The sequence below is a fragment of the Acidovorax sp. genome (genome assembly GCF_034519795.1).
In the GTDB taxonomy this organism is placed as follows: domain Bacteria; phylum Pseudomonadota; class Gammaproteobacteria; order Burkholderiales; family Burkholderiaceae_C; genus Acidovorax.
In genome coordinates this window covers 946,902-963,265 of sequence record NZ_JAXHOB010000020.1, presented here as the reverse complement: position 1 = coordinate 963,265, position 16,364 = coordinate 946,902, and the positions used below count along the sequence as shown (strand labels likewise).

The following is a 16,364-nucleotide window of genomic DNA, read 5'->3' as shown; positions in this document are numbered from 1 at the left end:
GCCTCCATGAACGACGCTAACCGTCCCCCGAACAAGCTGCAGCGCTCGCTGATGCGGCTGGACGAAGCCCCGGCCTTCATGCGCGGCTTCGTGCAGAACATCATCCTGCGCCGCGCCGTGCCTTTCACGGGCACGGCCGGGGTGAAGTTCGTGTCGCTCACGCCCGAGCGGGTCGAGGTGCACCTGGCCAACGAGCGCCGTGTGCAGAACCACATTGGTGGCGTGCACGCCTCGGCCATGAACCTGCTGGCCGAGACGGCTACGGGCATGGTCGTGGGCATGAACGTGCGCGACGACTGCATCCCGCTGGCCAAGGAGCTCCGCATGGCTTTTCGCAAGCGCGCCACCGGCGGGCTCAAGGCCGTGGCCGTGCTCACCGCAGAGCAGCGCGCCGCCATGCAGGCCAGCGACAAGGGCGAGGTCCAGGTCACCGTCACCGTGACCGATGAGGCCGGCGTCGAGCCGGTCGAATGTGCATTTATCTGGGCCTGGATTCCATCCTCCAGCCGCCCAGCCAAGAATTGAAGGAGTTTCACCACCATGGCCAAACAAGTCCAGGAAGCCTACATCGTTGCTGCCACGCGCACGCCCATCGGGCGCTCGCACCGCGGCTTCTTCCGCAACACCCGGCCTGACGATCTGCTGGCGACCACGCTCAAGGCAGCGCTGGCCGCAGCGCCCGGTCTCGATCCCAAGGCCATCGAGGACATCATCTGCGGCTGCGCGATCCCCGAGGCCCAGCAGGGCCTGAACATCGCGCGCATCGGCGCCGTGCTGGCCGGCCTGCCCACCAGCGTGGGCGGCATCACCGTCAACCGCTTCTGCGCATCGGGCCTGTCGGCCGTGCAGATGGCGGCCGACCGCATCCGCGTGGGCGAGGCCGACGTGATGATCGCGGCGGGTGTGGAAAGCATGAGCATGGTGCCCATGATGGGCAACTCGCCCTCGCTGTCGCCCTCGATCTTCGAGCGCGACGGCGACGTGGGCATTGCCTACGGCATGGGCCTCACGGCCGAGAAGGTGGCCCAGCAGTGGAAGGTCAGCCGCGATGCGCAGGACCAGTTCGCGCTGCAGTCGCACCAGAAAGCCCTGGCGGCCCAGCAGGCCGGCTACTTCGCCGATGAGATCACCCCCATCGAAGTGACCGACCGCACGGCCAACCTCGAAACCGGCGAGTCGATTGCCAAGAGCCGCACCGTGGGCCTCGATGAAGGCGCCCGCCCCGACACCACGCTCGAAGGCCTGGCCAAGCTCAAGACGGTGTTCGCCGCGCGCGGCTCCGTCACGGCCGGCAACAGCTCGCAGACCAGCGATGGCGCCGGTGCGCTGATCCTGGCCAGCGAGGCCGCCGTGAAGCGCTTCGGCCTGACGCCGCTGGCGCGCTTCGTGAGCTATGCCTCCAAGGGCGTGCCGCCGCACATCATGGGCATCGGCCCCATCGAGGCGATCCCAGCGGCCCTGCGCTATGCGGGCCTGAACCAGCAGGACATCGATTGGTTCGAGCTGAACGAAGCCTTTGCGGCGCAGTCGCTGGCGGTGATGAACACCCTGGGCATGGACCCTTCCAAGGTCAATCCCATGGGCGGCGCGATCGCGCTGGGGCACCCGCTGGGTGCGACGGGCGCGATCCGCTCGGCCACGGTGGTGCATGCGCTCAAGCGCAACAAGCTCAAGTACGGCATGGTCACGATGTGCGTAGGCATGGGACAGGGAGCCGCCGGCATCTTCGAATCCGTTTGATGTTGGCTGGCTACCGAGCGGGCGATCTGCGTCGTTGGGCGGTGCTCGGAATCCTCACGTACAGGAAGTACGTTGCGGTTCCTGTGCTCCGTCCGCCTAGCAGCTCATCCCGCTCGCTACGCCCTTGAGGACGGGGTGGTTGGCTGGCTACCGAGCGGCCTTCTGCGTCGTTGGGCGGTGCTCGCAATCCTCACGTACAGGAAGTACGTTCCGGTTGCTGCGCTCCGTCCGCCTAGCCTGAAAGCCGCTCGCTACGCCCTTGAGGGCGGGGTGTGCAAACCCAAAGCGTTCGAAGTGTTTTCCATTGAACCGGCGTAGATCGGTCTTTACAGGAGACAAGCATGGAAAAGCAGACTTTGCAGGTAGATAGCGCGCAATTGGCGCTGCGCGTGTACGAGCCCGATGGCGGTGCTGTCAGCGCTCGCGCCAGCGTCGTGATTGGCGGGGCCATGGGAGTGCGGCAGGCGTTCTACGAGGCGTTTGCGCGCTGGCTGGCGCAGCAGGGGTTTCGGGTCACGACGTTCGACTACCGCGGGCATGGGGATTCGCTGCAGGGCCCCATGCGGGCCGTGAAGGCGGATCTGTTCGATTGGGCGCAGGACTACGAGGCCGTGATTTCGGCCGCCAAGGCGGCGTTGCCGGCGCGGCCGCTGTACCTGCTGGGGCACAGCCTGGGGGCGCAGTTGCCGGGGCTGTTGCGCAACCCGGCGCAGGTCGATGGGCTGCTCAGCGTGGCGGCGGGCAGTGGCTACTGGCGCGACAATGCGCCGCAGCTCAAGCGCATCGTTCCGTATTTCTGGTGGGTGCTGGTGCCGCTGGCCACGCGGCTGTGCGGCTACTTTCCGGGGCGCACGCTCAAGAAGGTGGGCGACCTGCCGGCCGGCGTGATCCTGCAGTGGCGCCGCTGGTGCCTGAACCCCGCCTACAGCGTGGGGGCCGAAGGGGCTGCCGTGGCGCAGAGCTATGGGGCGGTGCGCTTTCCGGTGCTGGCCCTGTCGATGAGCGACGACGAGCTCATGACGCTGCGCGGCACGCACAACCTGGTCAACCTGTATGCGAACACCGAGCGCCGGGTGGAGAGCATCACCCCGGCGGATCTGCAGGTGCGCCGCATCGGGCATTTTGGTTTCTTTCGCGACCAGTTCAGCAGCAGCCTGTGGCCGCGCGCGGCGGCGGCCTTGCTTGCGGGGCTGGGTGCGGCCACAGTCACCGGCACGACGGTGTAGTCCCGAAATTTTCGGCACACTCAGCGCATGATCAGCAGCACCCAGACTCCGCACGTCAGTGACGACGCTTCGGCAACACCCGCCGACGAACACATTCACCCGCTCGACGAAGCGCTGCAGCTGTCCACCAGCGGCGATGTCCCGGGGCAGTACCAGGGGCAGACCCACCCCGGTTACTGGAACATGGTCGGTCCGTTTGGCGGCATCACGGCGGCCAGCCTGCTCAAGGCCATCCTGCTGCACCCGGACCGGCTGGGCGATCCCCTGTCGCTCACGGTCAACTACGCAGGGGCCCTGGTGGAGGGCGCCTTCACCATCCAGGCCGTGCCCGTGCGCACCAACCGCTCCACCCAGCACTGGACACTGTCCATCCTGCAGGCCGATGCCGAGGGTGCGCTGGTAGTCACCACCACCGGCACGGCGGTGACGGCTGTGCGCCGCGAGACCTGGAGCGTGGGCGACCTGCCCATGCCCGAGGTGACGCCGCCCGCCGAACTGGCGGCCATTGCCCGGCAGGGCGTCGAGTGGATCAACCGCTACGAAATGCGCCCGTTGAAAGGCCCCATCCCCAACACCTGGGACGGCAGCGGCGACCACAGCACCACGCAATTGTGGATGCGCGATGCGCCACCACGGCCGCTGGATTTCCTGTCGCTCGCCGCCCTTGCCGACGTGTTCTACCCGCGCGTCTGGCTGCGCCGCGCGCGCCGCGTGCCGGCGGGCACGGTGTCCATCACCGTGTATTTCCACGCCAGCGCCGAGCAGCTGGAGGCCACCGGCACCGGCCACCTGCTGGGCCAGGCGCGCGGCCAGGAGTTCCGCAACGGTTTCTTCGACCAGACCGCGCAACTGTGGAACGAGGCCGGCACCATGCTGGCCACGAGCCACCAGATCGTCTACTACAAGGAGTGACGGGTAGAAAGCGGGCAGGGGGCGTTAGCATCCTGCGCCCGCATCCGTCCTTCGATGCCCTATTCATCCCAAACCCCGAGATTCCCGCCATGACTGCACCCACCCAAGACATCCTCGTTCACACCGAAGCCGGTGTCACCACCATCACCTTCAATCGGGTGGACAAGAAGAACTCCATCACCACCACCATGTACGCGGCCATGGCCGATGCACTGGTTGCCGCCGAAGCGGATGCGGCCGTGCGCGTGGTGGTGTTCCAGGGCGATGTGGCGATCTTCAGCGCCGGCAACGACATCGGCGACTTCTTGCAGCAGCCACCGGCCACGCAGGACTCGCCCGTGTTCCGCTTCCTGCACGGCATTGCCGCGTTTCCCAAGCCCGTCATCGCATCTGTCTGCGGCCCGGCGGTGGGCATCGGCACGACCATGCTGTTCCATTGCGACCTGGTCTACGCGGGTGACAACGCAGCGTTCTCCATGCCCTTCGTGAACCTGGGCCTGTGCCCCGAGGCGGCGTCGAGCCTGCTGGTGCCGCAGATGATGGGTTACCACCGTGCCGCAGAGGCCCTGCTGCTGGGCGAGCCCTTCATGGCCGAGGCTGCGCTGGAAGTGGGTCTGGTCAATTGCGTGGTGCCGCCTACGGAGTGCAATGGGGTGGCGCAGGCGCAGGCGAAGAAGCTGGCTGCCAAGCCTTTGTCTGCGTTGATCGAGACCAAGCGGTTGATGAAGAAGGGGCAGATTCAGCCGGTGCTGGAGCGCATGGCGGAAGAGGGCGCGAGCTTTGGGCGCATGCTGCGCGAGCCTGCTGCGCGGGAGGCGTTTTCGGCGTTCATGGAGAAGCGCAAGCCTGACTTCAGCAAGGTTTGATTTTTTTGATGGTAGGTGCTTCTGTGCTTTTCTGAGGGCGGAGGCCGGGTCTCGGCCCGGCGGCCGAGGTACCTTTCTTTGAGTCGCCAAAGAAAGGTACCCCAAAGAAAGGCGACCCCGCTGCCCGTGTCCCCCTCGCCCGGTGGGCGAGGGGGCAGCCTGCGATGCTCGGACCTGGGGTGACGCCGAAGAACTCCCTGAGCTGCCTCTGTGAGGCAGCTCCGGTCAAACAGCTTCGGCGAGCCAGATGACGAGGCGCGTGTCCTTCGGCACGCGCTCACCCCAGGCCCTGCGCTTCTCGGCACGGTCAGAAGGGGGTGGAAACGGGCTCCACTCGGGCCATTGCTTCGCTCGGCCCCAACTGCCTCGCTGCGCTTGGCCTGGGCAGGGCGGTCGCGCTCAGGCCGTCGGCAGCGCGCACCGCGCGCGTCCCCGACCCCAGGCGCAGCTGCGAAAGCAGCAGCCGTCCTTGACCCCGCTCCCACCCCTTCTGGCTGCGCCGAGAAGCGCAGGAGCTGGGGTGGGCGTGTGTGCCGAAGGACACACACGCTTCGTGATCTGACTTGCCGCAGCTGTTTGAGCGGAGTTCGAAGAACGCAGCGAGTTCTGCGGCACCACCCCAGATCCGAGCATCGCAGGTTGCCCGCAGCGAAGCGAAGGGACGCAGACTGCGGGGCGCTGTTTCTTTGCCTACTTTCTTTTTGCGCAAAAAGAAAGTAGGTGCGCCGCCGGGCGCACATCCCGGCCTCCGCCCTTTAGCCAGGCAAATCGTTCAGTAAAGCCTCCGGCATCAACACTCAGTACCGAGGCTGAAACCGCTCAATGGCCGAGCGCGCCGCCGCATCCAGCGCAAACCCAGTCCCGAACCGCTGCGCCAACTCATCCGCCCGCGCCAGGAACGCTTCCACCCCCGTTCCATAGATGAACTGCATCGCCCCCCCAGTCCACGCCGGAAACCCGATCCCGAAGATCGACCCGATGTTCGCATCGTGCACGCTGGTAAGCACCCCCTCCGCCAGGCACCGCGCTGTCTCCACCGCCTGCCGGTACAGCAACCGATCCTGGATCTCCTGCACGCCCAGAACCTCGGAACCTGCAGCAGGCGTCTTCTCGAACAGCGAACGCAGCTGAGGCCACAACTGCTTGCGACCGCCCGCAGGGTAGTCATAGAACCCGCCCCCACCCGCACGGCCAGGGCGTTTGAGCTCCTTGACCATGCGCTCCACCAGCAACTCCCCGGCCGTGGCCTGGTAGCTGCGGCCCTCTGCCGCGTAGTCCGCACGGGTCTGGTCCAGCACATGCACACTCAAGGTCAGCGCCGTCTCGTCCAGCACGGCCAACGGCCCCACGGGCATACCGGCCTGCATCGCCGCGTTCTCGATCAGCGCCGCGGGCACGCCCTCGCCGAGCAGGGCGGCGCCTTCCATCACATAGGTGCCGAAGGTGCGGCTGGTATAGAAGCCGCGCGAGTCGTTGACCACGATGGGCACCTTGCCCAGGGCCTGCACGTAGTCGAACGCACGCGCCACGGTCTCGTCGTCGGTTTGCTTGCCGCGGATGATCTCCACCAGCTTCATCTTGTCCACGGGGCTGAAGAAGTGGATGCCCACGAACTTTTCGGGCCGGCGGCTGGCCTGGGCCAGGCCGGTGATGGGCAGGGTCGAGGTGTTGCTGGCGAAGAAACCGCCTTCGGCGAGCTGGGGCTCCGCCTCGCGCGTCACGTTCGCCTTGAGTTCACGGCTCTCGAACACCGCCTCGATCACCAGGTCGCAGCCGGCCAGATCGGCAGCATCGGCGGTGGCCTTGATCTTGCCCAGCAGCGCCTGCTGGGCCGTGGCCTCCATGCGGCCCTTGTCCACGCGCGCCTGCGAGAGCTTGGCGCTGTAGGCCTTCCCCGCCTCGGCCTTCTCCAGCGTGACATCCTTGAGCACGGTGGCAATACCCCGGCTGGCCTGGGCCCAGGCGATGCCCGCGCCCATCATGCCGGCACCCAGGATGCCGACCTTCTGCGGCTTGTAGCGCGGGGAGGTGCCGGGGCGCGACTGGCCGCTCTTGATCGCGTTCATGTCGAAGAAGAACGTGTTGATCATGTTGCGCGCGACCGGCCCGGTCATCAGGCGCGCGAGGTAGCGGCTTTCGATGCGCAGTGCGGTGTCGTAGTCGACGATGGCGCCTTCGACCATGGTGGCCAGGATGGCCTCGGGCGCGGGGTAGCGGCCGCGCGTGGTCTTCTTGAGCATGGCGGGCGCCACGCTCAGTGCCGCAGCCACTTTGGGGTTGGCGGGCGTGCCGCCGGGCATCCTGTGGTTCTTGTCGTCCCAGGGCTGCACAGAATGCGGGTGCGTGGCGATGCGTGCCAGCGCGGCAGGCAGCAGTTGTTCGGGCGTGGCCACCAGCTCGTGCACCAGCTGCAGTTCCAGCGCCTCGCGCGGGTTGAACAGCTTGCCTTCGAGCAGGTAGGGCTGCGCACCCATCAGGCCGAGCAGGCGCGTCATCTTGGTGATGCCGGTGGCGCCGGGCATCAGGCCCAGGGTCACCTCGGGCAGGCCGAACTGGATGCGCGGGTTGTCCACGGCGATGCGGTAGTGGCCCACCAGCGCCACCTCCCAGCCGCCGCCCAGGGCCGCACCGTTGAGGCAGCTGACCACCGGGATGCCCAGGGTTTCCAGCGTGCGAAAGTGCTGCTTCATGCGCTCTATCTCGCCGAAGGCCGTGGGTGCATCGGCCGGCGTGAGGCGCATGGTGGCCTTGAGGTCGGCGCCGGCAAAGAAGCTGGTCTTGGCCGATGCCAGCACCACACCCTTGAGCTGGGCGCGGTCGGCCAGCACACGCGCAGTGGCCTCCCCCAGGTCGGCCTGCCATTGGCGGCACATGGTGTTGACGCTGGAATCGGGCTCGTCGAAGGTGATGAGCGCCACCTTGCCGTCGGCGGCGTCGAGGAGTTCGTAGCGGATGGTCTGCATGGTGTTCTCCGTCGTCATCGTCATCACACGCGCTCCACGATGGTGGCAATGCCCATGCCCCCGCCCACGCACAGGGTGGCCAGGCCGTAGCGCAGTTGACGGCGGTGCAGTTCGTCGATCAGCGTGCCCAGGATCATGGCGCCGGTGGCGCCCAGCGGGTGGCCCATGGCGATGGCGCCGCCGTTGACGTTGACCTTCTCGTGCGGCACGCCCAGTTCGCGCATGAAGCGCATGGGCACGGCGGCAAAGGCCTCGTTGACCTCGAACAGGTCGATCTGGCCGATGTCCAGACCCGCCTTGGCCAGCGCCTTGCGCGCGGCGGGCATGGGGCCGCTGAGCATGATGGTCGGGTCGGCACCGCTGAGCGCCGTGGCCACGATGCGCGCGCGCGGTGTGAGGCCGTGGGACGCGGCCGCAGCCTCGTTGCCGATCAGCACCGTCGCCGCGCCATCGACGATGCCCGATGCATTGCCCGCATGGTGCACATGGTGGATGCGCTCCACCTGCGGGTAGCGCTGCAGCGCCACGGCGTCGAAGCCCATGCCGCCCAACTGCTCGAACGAGGGCTTGAGCGCGGCCATGCCTTCGAGCGTGGTCAGCGGCTTGATGAACTCGTCCTCCTCCAGGATGGGCAGGCCCAGGAAGTCTTGCACCGGCACCACCGACTGTTTGAAATACCCTGCTGCACGTGCGGCAGCGGCGCGGCGCTGGGATTCGACGGCGTAGGCATCCACGTCGGAACGCGTGAAGCCGTCGAGCGTGGCGATCAGGTCCGCACCGATGCCCTGGGGCACGAACAGCGTGGCCGAGTTGGTGTCCGGGTCCTGCGCCCAGGCGCCGCCGTCGGATCCAATGGGCACGCGGCTCATGCTCTCCACGCCACCGGCCACCACCAGGTCCTCCCAGCCCGAGCGCACCTTCTGCGCGGCCAGATTCACGGCCTCCAGGCCCGAAGCGCAAAAGCGGTTGACCTGCAGGCCCGAGGCGCGAAAGTCCCAACCCGCCTTGAGCGCCGCTACCTTGGGCAGCACCGAACCCTGCTCACCCACGGGCGAGACGATGCCCATGACGATGTCGTCCACGGCAGCGGTATCGAAGCGGTGGCGGCGCTGCAGCTCGGTCAGCAGGCCGGTGAGCAGGCTGATGGGCTTGACCTCGTGCAGGCTGCCGTCCTTCTTGCCCTTGCCCCGCGGCGTGCGGATGGCATCGAACACATAGGCTTGTGTCATGGCGTGTCTCCAGTTGTCGCCGCAGTATAGGACGGTACGGCTTTATACAGATCATCTGCTTTGTATAAATGGCGACAGCTGAGGTACGGGCGGCCGACGGCTACCGCAAGGGCAGGTCGGCCGGTAGTGCCCGGGGAATGGGGGCGATCAGAACCTGTAGCGCACGCCCACGGTGGCCAGGTCGGCGGGCGCCGTATCGTCCGCGAAGTGCAGGCGGTGGCGCTCCCACTCCAGCACGGCGGCGATGTTGGGCGTGAAGCCCCAGCTGGCGCCGACGCCGAAGGACAGACCCATGCCGCTGTTCCTGCCAGTCTGCAGACCATAGACGGGCGGGGCGGACGTGAAGGTCCGGCTGTAGGTGGTGCCAGCCTTGGCAAACAGTTCCAGGCGGTCGCCGATGGGCGCGCGGCCCACCAGGCTCAGGTTCAGGCCCCGGGCCTTGGTCCTTCCGTCCAGCCGGTAGGCCCGGCCGAAATCGAGGTAGCCCACCTCGACGCCGAAATTGCGGTGAAAGTAGCCGCCGGTGCTGAGCTTCCAGGCAGTGTCGCTGTCGTCGTAGGCCAAACCGGACGGCCCGGCGTACAGGTCGTACCGGGAACGCCCGCCCGACAGGCCCACGTAGCCCGCCTGGGTGAAGGGCAGGATGGACCTGGAGGAGGGCATGGGCGCATCGGCAGGCGCCTGCGCGCGCGCCACGCCGCACACCACGCCGAAGAGGGCGCCGCCGATGGCGGCAATGAGCCAGGGGGAAGTGCTGCTGCGCCGTGCATGTCTCATGGAAGTCTCCCGGAGTTAGGACACCGTTCTTGGCGCCCGCAAGCGCGGTGCGCCCGACTTCCAATTTAGGCGGCCGCCCTGTAACAGCTCGTGGGATTTGGTAAGTGGCCTGTGTAGGAATCGGCCTGCACCGAGCTGCGCCAGCAACGCGCTATCCTGTCGCCTGCGAACAGACTCTTGTGGGCCGGCCCTTCATGGCCTTATCCTGCGCAAGCTGGGCCGCTTATTGACCGCCCCCTCAGAACAATGGCCAAAACCCTTTCCGAATCCCTCCAACGCCTGGCGCGCGACGCCATCGAGTACGACGACGCGCGCCCCGGCTTTTTCCTCGAACACCACCTGGCGCTGGCCGCTGGCGCGGGCCTGGCGGTATCCGCACTGATGGCACCCAGCCGCAGTGCGGCGGCCGTGCGCGGCATCGCCGCCGGGGTGCTGCTGGTGCGCGGCCTCAGCGGCCGTGACGGCGTGCGCGACTGGCTGCAGGTGCGCGGCGCTGCACCGGCCCCGCGCAAGCTCAGTCCCGAAGAGATCCGCGAGACCTGGCTGCTGTAAGCGCAGCCCCAGGCTGCGGCCCGGGCTACTTGCCCAGCCCCATCGCGCGGGTGATCACTTCCTTCATGATCTCGTTGGTGCCGCCGTAGATGCGCTGCACGCGGGCATCGGCGTAGGCGCGGGTGATGGGGTACTCCCACATGTAGCCATAGCCCCCGTGCAGCTGCAGGCATTCGTCCATCACCTTGCACTGCAGGTCGCTGGTCCAGTACTTGGCCATGCTGGCCGTGGCGGTGTCGAGCTGGCCGGCCACGATCAGCTCGCAGCACTTGTCCACGAACACCCGGGCCACCTGCACCTCGGTCTGCAGCTCGGCCAGCGTGTAGCGGGTGTTCTGGTAGCTGGCCACGGGCTGGCCGAAGACCTTGCGCTGCTTGACGTAGTCCACCGTCCAGTCGATGGCCGCCTGGGCCGCGGCCACGGCGGTGATGGCGATCTGCAGGCGCTCCCAGGGCAGTTGCTCCATCAGGCAGATGAAGCCGCGCCCTTCCATGGCCGGACCGCCCAGCAGGTTGTCTGCCGGCACCTTCACGTCGGTGAAGAACAGCTCGGACGTGTCCTGCGCCTTCATGCCCAGCTTTTTCAGGCGCTGGCCTTTCTCGAAGCCCGGCATGCCGCGCTCCACCAGGAGCAGGCTCGTGCCCTTGGCACCGGCTGCCGGGTCGGTCTTGGCGACCACGATCACCAGGTCGGCATGCCAGCCGTTGGTGATGAAGGTCTTGCTGCCGTTGAGCACATAGTGCGAGCCATCGGCGCTCTTCACGGCCGTGGCCTTGATGCCCTGCAGGTCACTGCCGGCGGCCGGCTCGCTCATGGCGATGGCGCCCACCATGGCACCGCTGGCCAGCTGCGGCAGGTAGCGGCGCTTCTGCTCCTCGGTGCCATAGTGCAGCAGGTAGGGTGCCACGATCTCGCTGTGCAGCCCGAAGCCGATGCCGGTGAACCCGGCACGCGCAATCGCCTCCATCTGCGCCACCGAGTAGAGCTTGTCGGCGCCCGCGCCGCCGTACTCCTCGGGAAGGGCCATGCACAGAAAGCCGTTCTCCCCCGCCTTGGTCCACACGGCACGGTCCACATAGCCCTGCTCCTCCCAGGCGGCGTGGTGCGGCGCGACCTCCTTGTCGAGAAAGCGCGCAAAGCTTTCGGCAAAAGCCTGGTGGTCTGCGGTGAAGAGGGTGCGTTCGATCATGGTGCCTGTCTCCGGTGTAATTTTGCAAAGCATTTGCTTTTCAAAATTCTGCCATGGTTCGGCCCCATGAAAAAGGCCGCCCATGCAGGGCGGCCCGGCAGACGAGCGTGGGCGGCGCCTATTTCACGTAGTCCGACACCACCTTCCACTTGCTGTCCTGGATCTGCGACAGGCGCGACAGGTCGCTGCCCAGGCGCTTCTGCGGTCCATAGGTCGCCTCGGCGCTGCCGAACATGTCGGGTGGGATGACCATGGTGTCCATGGCCTTGATGAAGCTGTCGGTGGTCAGCGAGGTACCTGCCTTTTGCGCCGCGCGGATGAAGGCGTCGATGGCGCCATAGCCGTAGACCGAGAACACCGTGGGGTCTTCATTGAACTTGGTCTTGTACTTGGTGGCCCAGAAGCGGATCGGCTGCGAGGCCTCGTCCAGGTAGGGGTGCTGCACCGTCATGGTGGCGTACAGGCCGTCCATGGGCTTGCCGCCGAGTTTGTGGATCAGGTCGGTGTAGGCCGCGCTCGAGCCGAGGAAGGTGGGGTTGAAGCCGGTCTTGCGTGCCTCGCCGATGGTGCCGATGGTCTCGCGGATGATGGTGCCCAGGACCACGAAGTCGCACTCCGCCGCCTTCATCTTTGCCACCTGGGACGAGAAGTCGGTGGCGCCACGCTTGTACGAGGTCTTCTCGGTGAAGTCCATGCCCATGGCCTTCAAGGCCGCCTCGCCACCGCGCATCACCTCCAGGCCGAACTCGTCGTCCTGGTAGATGGTGCAGATCTTCTTGGCGCCCTTTTCCTTGATGAGCTTGGGCGCGGCCAGGCGGATCTGGTCGTAGTAGGTGGCAGCGAACGAGTACTTGAGCTTGTGGAAGGGCTCGTACATCTCGCGCGCAGCCGTCACGGGGAAGAAGTTGATCACGTTCTTGCTGAACTGCACCGGCATGGCCGCCAGGTTCTGCGCCGTGCCGATGTGCGCCACCATCATGAAGATCTTGTCCTGGTTGACGAGCTTCTGCGCCGCCAGCACCGCCTTCTTGGGGTCATAGCCCGAGTCCTCCACCTTGAGGTCGAGCTTGCGGCCGTTCACGCCGCCCTGTTCGTTGGCCTCGTCCACGCGCAGCATCATCCCCAGGCGCACCTGCTTGCCGAAGCCCGCGAGCGGCCCCGAAAGATCCTGGATGGAGCCCAGCGTGATGCTGTCCTTGGTCACGCCCTGCGTGGCCTGGGCCTGGGCGGCACCGCTGGACATGGCCACGATGGCCAGCGCGGCAATGGGATGAAGTTTCATGGCACGTCTCCTTGGATGGATCGGATTCGTCGTTATAGAACGATGCCCGGCACCGGGCACCAGCACTTTCCCTATGGAACCGGGGCCCGGCACGGCTCAGCGGTACATGGCCTCAATGCGTTCCGCATACTTCTGTTGCACGAGCTTGCGCTTGAGCTTCATGGTGGGGGTCAGCTCCTCGTCCTCGGCCGAGAGCTGCGTGTCGAGCAGGAAGAACTTCTTGATCTGCTCCACGCGCGCGAAGCGGGTGTTCACCCGGTCCAGCTCGGCCTGTATCAGCGCCTGCACCTCGGGCGCGCGTGTCAGGCTGGCGTAGTTGGAGAACGGCACATCGTGGTCCTGCGCGTACTTTTCCACGTTCTCCTGGTCGATCATGATGATCACCGTGAGGTAGGGGCGTGCGTCGCCGATGACCACCGCGTCGGTCACGTAGGGGCTGAACTTGAGCTCGTTCTCCAGCTCGCTCGGCGTGATGTTCTTGCCGCCGGCGGTGATGATGATGTCCTTCATGCGGTCGGTGATGCGCAGGTAGCCGTCGGCGTCGATCACGCCCACGTCGCCGGTGTGCAGCCAGCCATCGGGGGAGATGGTCTCCGCCGTCTTCTCGGGCTGGTTCAGGTAGCCCTTGAAGACGTTCGGGCCGCGCACCTGGATCTCGCCCGTGGCCGGGTCCACGCGCACCTCGTTGTAGCTGGCGGCCGGGCCGATGGAGCCGGGCTTGATGCGGCTGGCCGGCACGCCGGTGGCAGCGCCGCAGGTCTCGGTCATGCCCCACACCTCCAGCATGGGCACCCCCAGGGCCAGGTACCATTTCACCAGTTCGGGCGATATCGGCGCCGCACCGGTGACCAGGAAGCGCGCCCGGTGAATGCCGATGAGCTTGCGCACGTTGTCCAGGGCCAGCCAGCGCGCCAGCTGGAACTGCAGCTTCTGCCCCGCGCCCACGGGCTTTCCGGCCAGCACCTGGTCGGCAATGCGCGTGCCCACACCGATGGACCAGGCATAGGCCGCCTGCTGCAGCGCCGTGGATTCCTTGAGCGCGATCATCACGCCGGAATAGAACTTCTCCCACACGCGCGGCACGGCGGTGAACACGGTGGGGGCGATCTCGCGCACGTTCTCGGGCACGGTGTCGGGGTTTTCCACGAAGTTCAGGCGCGAGCCGGTATACAGCGAGAAGTATTCGCCCCCCATGCGTTCGGCGATGTGGCACAGCGGCAGGAAGCACATGGCCTCGTCGTCCTCGGTGCGCGAGATCAGCGTGTTGTAGCCGCGCACGGTGTAGGCCAGCGCGGCATGGGTGTGCATGGCGCCCTTGGGTTTGCCGGTGGTGCCCGAGGTGTAGACCAGGATGGCCACGTCCTCGGGTTTGCAGCCCTGCACGCGGCGCTCCAGCTCGCCTGCATGCTGCTGGTTCCATGCCTGGCCCAGCGCGCGCAGGTCCTGCAGGCTGATGATGCCGGGGTCCGCCAGGCTGCGCAGGCCCTCCATGTCGAAGACCACGATCTTGCGCAGCAGCGGCAGTTGCGCGCGCACTTCCAGCGCCTTGTCCAGTTGTTCGTCGTCCTCGACGAAGAGCACGCTGGTGCGCGAGTCCTCGCAGAGGTAGTGCACCTGGCTGGCCGCGTCGGTGGGGTAGATGCCGTTGGAGACGCCGCCACAGCTGAGCACGGCCAGGTCGGCCAGCACCCATTCGATGTTGGTGCTCGACAGGACGGACGCGCATTCGCCCGGCGCAAACCCCAGCGCCATCAGGCCGCCCGCGATCTCGCGCACGGCATCGGCGGTCTGGTCCCAGGTCCAGCTCTTCCAGATGCCGAGCTGCTTTTGGCGCATCCACACGCGCGGGCCGCGCTCGGCCACGCCATTCCAGAACATGGCGGCCATGGTGTCGCCTGCGAGCACGTCGGTGCCGGCCGGCTGGATGTGGGAGAGGTCCCATAGGTTGGACATGCCGGTTACCTCCAGTTCTTCTTCTTTTTCCAGCGCCGTTCGCCGCGCACGCCGGCGTCCTTCATGCCCAGGTAGAACTCCTTGATGTCGTCCTTCTCGCGCAGGCGCTCGCAGCTGTCCTCCATCACGATGCGGCCGTTTTCCAGCACGTAGCCGTAGTCGGAGGCGTTGAGCGCCATGTTGGCGTTCTGCTCCACCAACAGGATGGTGGTGCCGCGCTCGCGGTTGATGCGCACCACGATCTCGAAGATCTCCTTGGTGAGCTTGGGCGACAGGCCCAGGCTGGGCTCGTCGAGCAGGATCAGCTCGGGGCTGGCCATCAGCGCGCGCGAGATCGCCAGCATCTGCTGCTGGCCACCCGAGAGCAGGCCTGCGTCCTGCCCGGCGCGCTCCTTGAGGATGGGAAAGTAGGCGTACACCAGCTCCAGGTCGCGCGCCACCGCGTCGGCGTCGCTGCGCGTGTAGGCGCCCATGAGCAGGTTGTCGCGCACCGACAGCAGGGCGAACACCTCGCGCCCTTCGGGCACATGCACCAGCCCGCGGCGCACGATGGCGGCCGGGTCGGCGGCCGTGATGTGGGCGCCCTGGAATTCGATGGACCCTCGGCGCGGATCGATGATGCCCGAGATGGTCTTGAGGATGGTGGTCTTGCCCGCGCCGTTGCTGCCCAGCACGGCGGCGATCTCGCCGCGCTGCACCTGCAGGCTCACGCCGCGGATGGCCTTGATGGGGCCGTAGGCGCTCTCCACGTTCTGCAGGCGCAGCAGCGGCGTACCCTCTGCGGTGCTGGCGACGGAGGGCCCGGGAAAGGGAATGACGGTCATCGTGCCATCCTTGCCGGTGCGCTGCCCGCCGGGCGGCGCAGGTTGCTCACGTCGTCGATGGTGCCCAGGTAGGCCTCGATCACGCCGGGGTGCGCCTGCACCTCACGCGGCGTGCCCATGGCCACTACCTCGCCCTGGTTCATGGCGAGCACGCGGTCCGAAACCTTGGAGACCAGCGACATGTCGTGCTCCACCATCAGCACGGTGATGCCCAGTTCGTGCTGGATGTCCTGGATCCAGAAGGCCATGTCATCGGTCTCCTCCACGTTCAGGCCCGAGGAGGGTTCGTCCAGCAGCAGCAGGCGCGGCTCGGTGCACAGCGCGCGGGCCAGCTCCACCACCTTGCGCACGCCGTAGGGCAGGCCGGCCACCAGGGTGTCGCGGTAGTGCTGCAGATCCAGGAAGTCGATGACCTCCTCGGCCTTCTCGCGCGCCCGCACCTCGGCGTCGCGCACGCGGCGGGTGAACAGAATGTCGGCCCACAGGCCCGTCTCGCGGCGCGTGTGGCGGCCGATCAAGAGGTTGTGCAGCACGCTGGCATGCTCGAACAGCTCGATGTTTTGAAAGGTGCGCGCAATCCCCAGGCCCGCCACCTTGTGCGGCGGCTGGTCGGTCAGCGGCAGCATGCCCGCCGGCCCCGCGTAGTGGATGGTGCCGGTAGTGGGCGTGTAGATGCGGCTGATGAGGTTGAACACCGTGGTCTTGCCCGCGCCGTTGGGGCCGATCAGGGTGAACACCTCGCCGCGGCGCACCTCGAAGCCCACGTTGTTCACGGCCAGCACGCCGCCAAAGCGCACGCTGAGGTTCTGCGCGCTGAGCAGGATGTCGTCGGTCATGGTGGAAACGGCGCC

General features: G+C 66.9%; 14 protein-coding genes. 6 read left to right on the top strand and 8 right to left on the bottom strand.

Annotated elements, in window-relative coordinates:
* Nucleotides 1–6: 6 nt before the first annotated feature.
* From U5N23_RS25695 to U5N23_RS25675, 5 genes are all read left to right on the top strand, one after another.
* Nucleotides 7–525, top strand: coding sequence for a DUF4442 domain-containing protein (locus tag U5N23_RS25695; RefSeq protein WP_322595518.1), 519 nt, complete (start codon nt 7–9; stop codon nt 523–525).
* A gap of 15 nt (nt 526–540) precedes the next feature.
* Entirely contained in the window at nt 541–1,740 is a 1,200-nt protein-coding gene (locus U5N23_RS25690; protein WP_322595517.1) for an acetyl-CoA C-acyltransferase, read from the top strand.
* 341 nt (nt 1,741–2,081) lie between these two features.
* On the top strand, nt 2,082–2,966 hold the full coding sequence (locus U5N23_RS25685; RefSeq protein WP_322595516.1) for an alpha/beta fold hydrolase: 885 nt from the start codon (nt 2,082–2,084) through the stop codon (nt 2,964–2,966).
* A 27-nt stretch (nt 2,967–2,993) separates the two neighbouring features.
* Nucleotides 2,994–3,878, top strand: a complete 885-nt coding sequence (locus U5N23_RS25680) for a thioesterase family protein (protein WP_322595515.1) — start codon at nt 2,994–2,996, stop codon at nt 3,876–3,878.
* Between the two features lie 89 nt (nt 3,879–3,967).
* Entirely contained in the window at nt 3,968–4,744 is a 777-nt protein-coding gene (locus tag U5N23_RS25675) for an enoyl-CoA hydratase (RefSeq protein ID WP_322595514.1), read from the top strand.
* Between the two features lie 797 nt (nt 4,745–5,541).
* On the opposite strand, the gene U5N23_RS25670 is transcribed toward U5N23_RS25675, so the two are convergent.
* The 3 genes from U5N23_RS25670 to U5N23_RS25660 form a co-directional block, all read right to left on the bottom strand.
* Nucleotides 5,542–7,707, bottom strand: coding sequence for a 3-hydroxyacyl-CoA dehydrogenase NAD-binding domain-containing protein (locus U5N23_RS25670; protein WP_322595576.1), 2,166 nt, complete (start codon nt 7,705–7,707; stop codon nt 5,542–5,544).
* A gap of 23 nt (nt 7,708–7,730) precedes the next feature.
* On the bottom strand, nt 7,731–8,936 hold the full coding sequence (locus U5N23_RS25665; protein ID WP_322595513.1) for an acetyl-CoA C-acetyltransferase: 1,206 nt from the start codon (nt 8,934–8,936) through the stop codon (nt 7,731–7,733).
* Nucleotides 8,937–9,083: 147 nt separating this feature from the next.
* The gene (locus U5N23_RS25660) at nt 9,084–9,713 is read right to left on the bottom strand and encodes an outer membrane beta-barrel protein (protein WP_322595512.1); all 630 of its coding nucleotides are present in this window, start codon (nt 9,711–9,713) and stop codon (nt 9,084–9,086) included.
* 246 nt (nt 9,714–9,959) lie between these two features.
* Here U5N23_RS25660 and U5N23_RS25655 point away from each other — a divergent pair, with 246 nt between their 5' ends.
* Nucleotides 9,960–10,265, top strand: a complete 306-nt coding sequence (locus U5N23_RS25655; protein WP_322595511.1) for a hypothetical protein — start codon at nt 9,960–9,962, stop codon at nt 10,263–10,265.
* Nucleotides 10,266–10,290: 25 nt separating this feature from the next.
* Here U5N23_RS25655 and U5N23_RS25650 read toward each other — a convergent pair whose 3' ends face one another.
* The 5 genes from U5N23_RS25650 to U5N23_RS25630 form a co-directional block, all read right to left on the bottom strand.
* Nucleotides 10,291–11,454 (bottom strand): acyl-CoA dehydrogenase family protein, encoded by a 1,164-nt coding sequence (locus U5N23_RS25650; RefSeq protein ID WP_322595510.1) that lies wholly within the window; start codon nt 11,452–11,454, stop codon nt 10,291–10,293.
* Between the two features lie 118 nt (nt 11,455–11,572).
* The gene (locus U5N23_RS25645) at nt 11,573–12,736 is read right to left on the bottom strand and encodes an ABC transporter substrate-binding protein (RefSeq protein WP_322595509.1); all 1,164 of its coding nucleotides are present in this window, start codon (nt 12,734–12,736) and stop codon (nt 11,573–11,575) included.
* Nucleotides 12,737–12,832: 96 nt separating this feature from the next.
* Nucleotides 12,833–14,689 (bottom strand): long-chain fatty acid--CoA ligase, encoded by a 1,857-nt coding sequence (locus tag U5N23_RS25640; RefSeq protein WP_322595508.1) that lies wholly within the window; start codon nt 14,687–14,689, stop codon nt 12,833–12,835.
* A 5-nt stretch (nt 14,690–14,694) separates the two neighbouring features.
* Nucleotides 14,695–15,513, bottom strand: coding sequence for an ABC transporter ATP-binding protein (locus U5N23_RS25635; protein ID WP_322595507.1), 819 nt, complete (start codon nt 15,511–15,513; stop codon nt 14,695–14,697).
* Nucleotides 15,510–16,349, bottom strand: a complete 840-nt coding sequence (locus U5N23_RS25630) for an ABC transporter ATP-binding protein (RefSeq protein ID WP_322595506.1) — start codon at nt 16,347–16,349, stop codon at nt 15,510–15,512. Before U5N23_RS25630 ends, U5N23_RS25635 begins: the two co-directional genes overlap by 4 nt.
* Between the last annotated feature and the right edge of the window lie 15 nt (nt 16,350–16,364).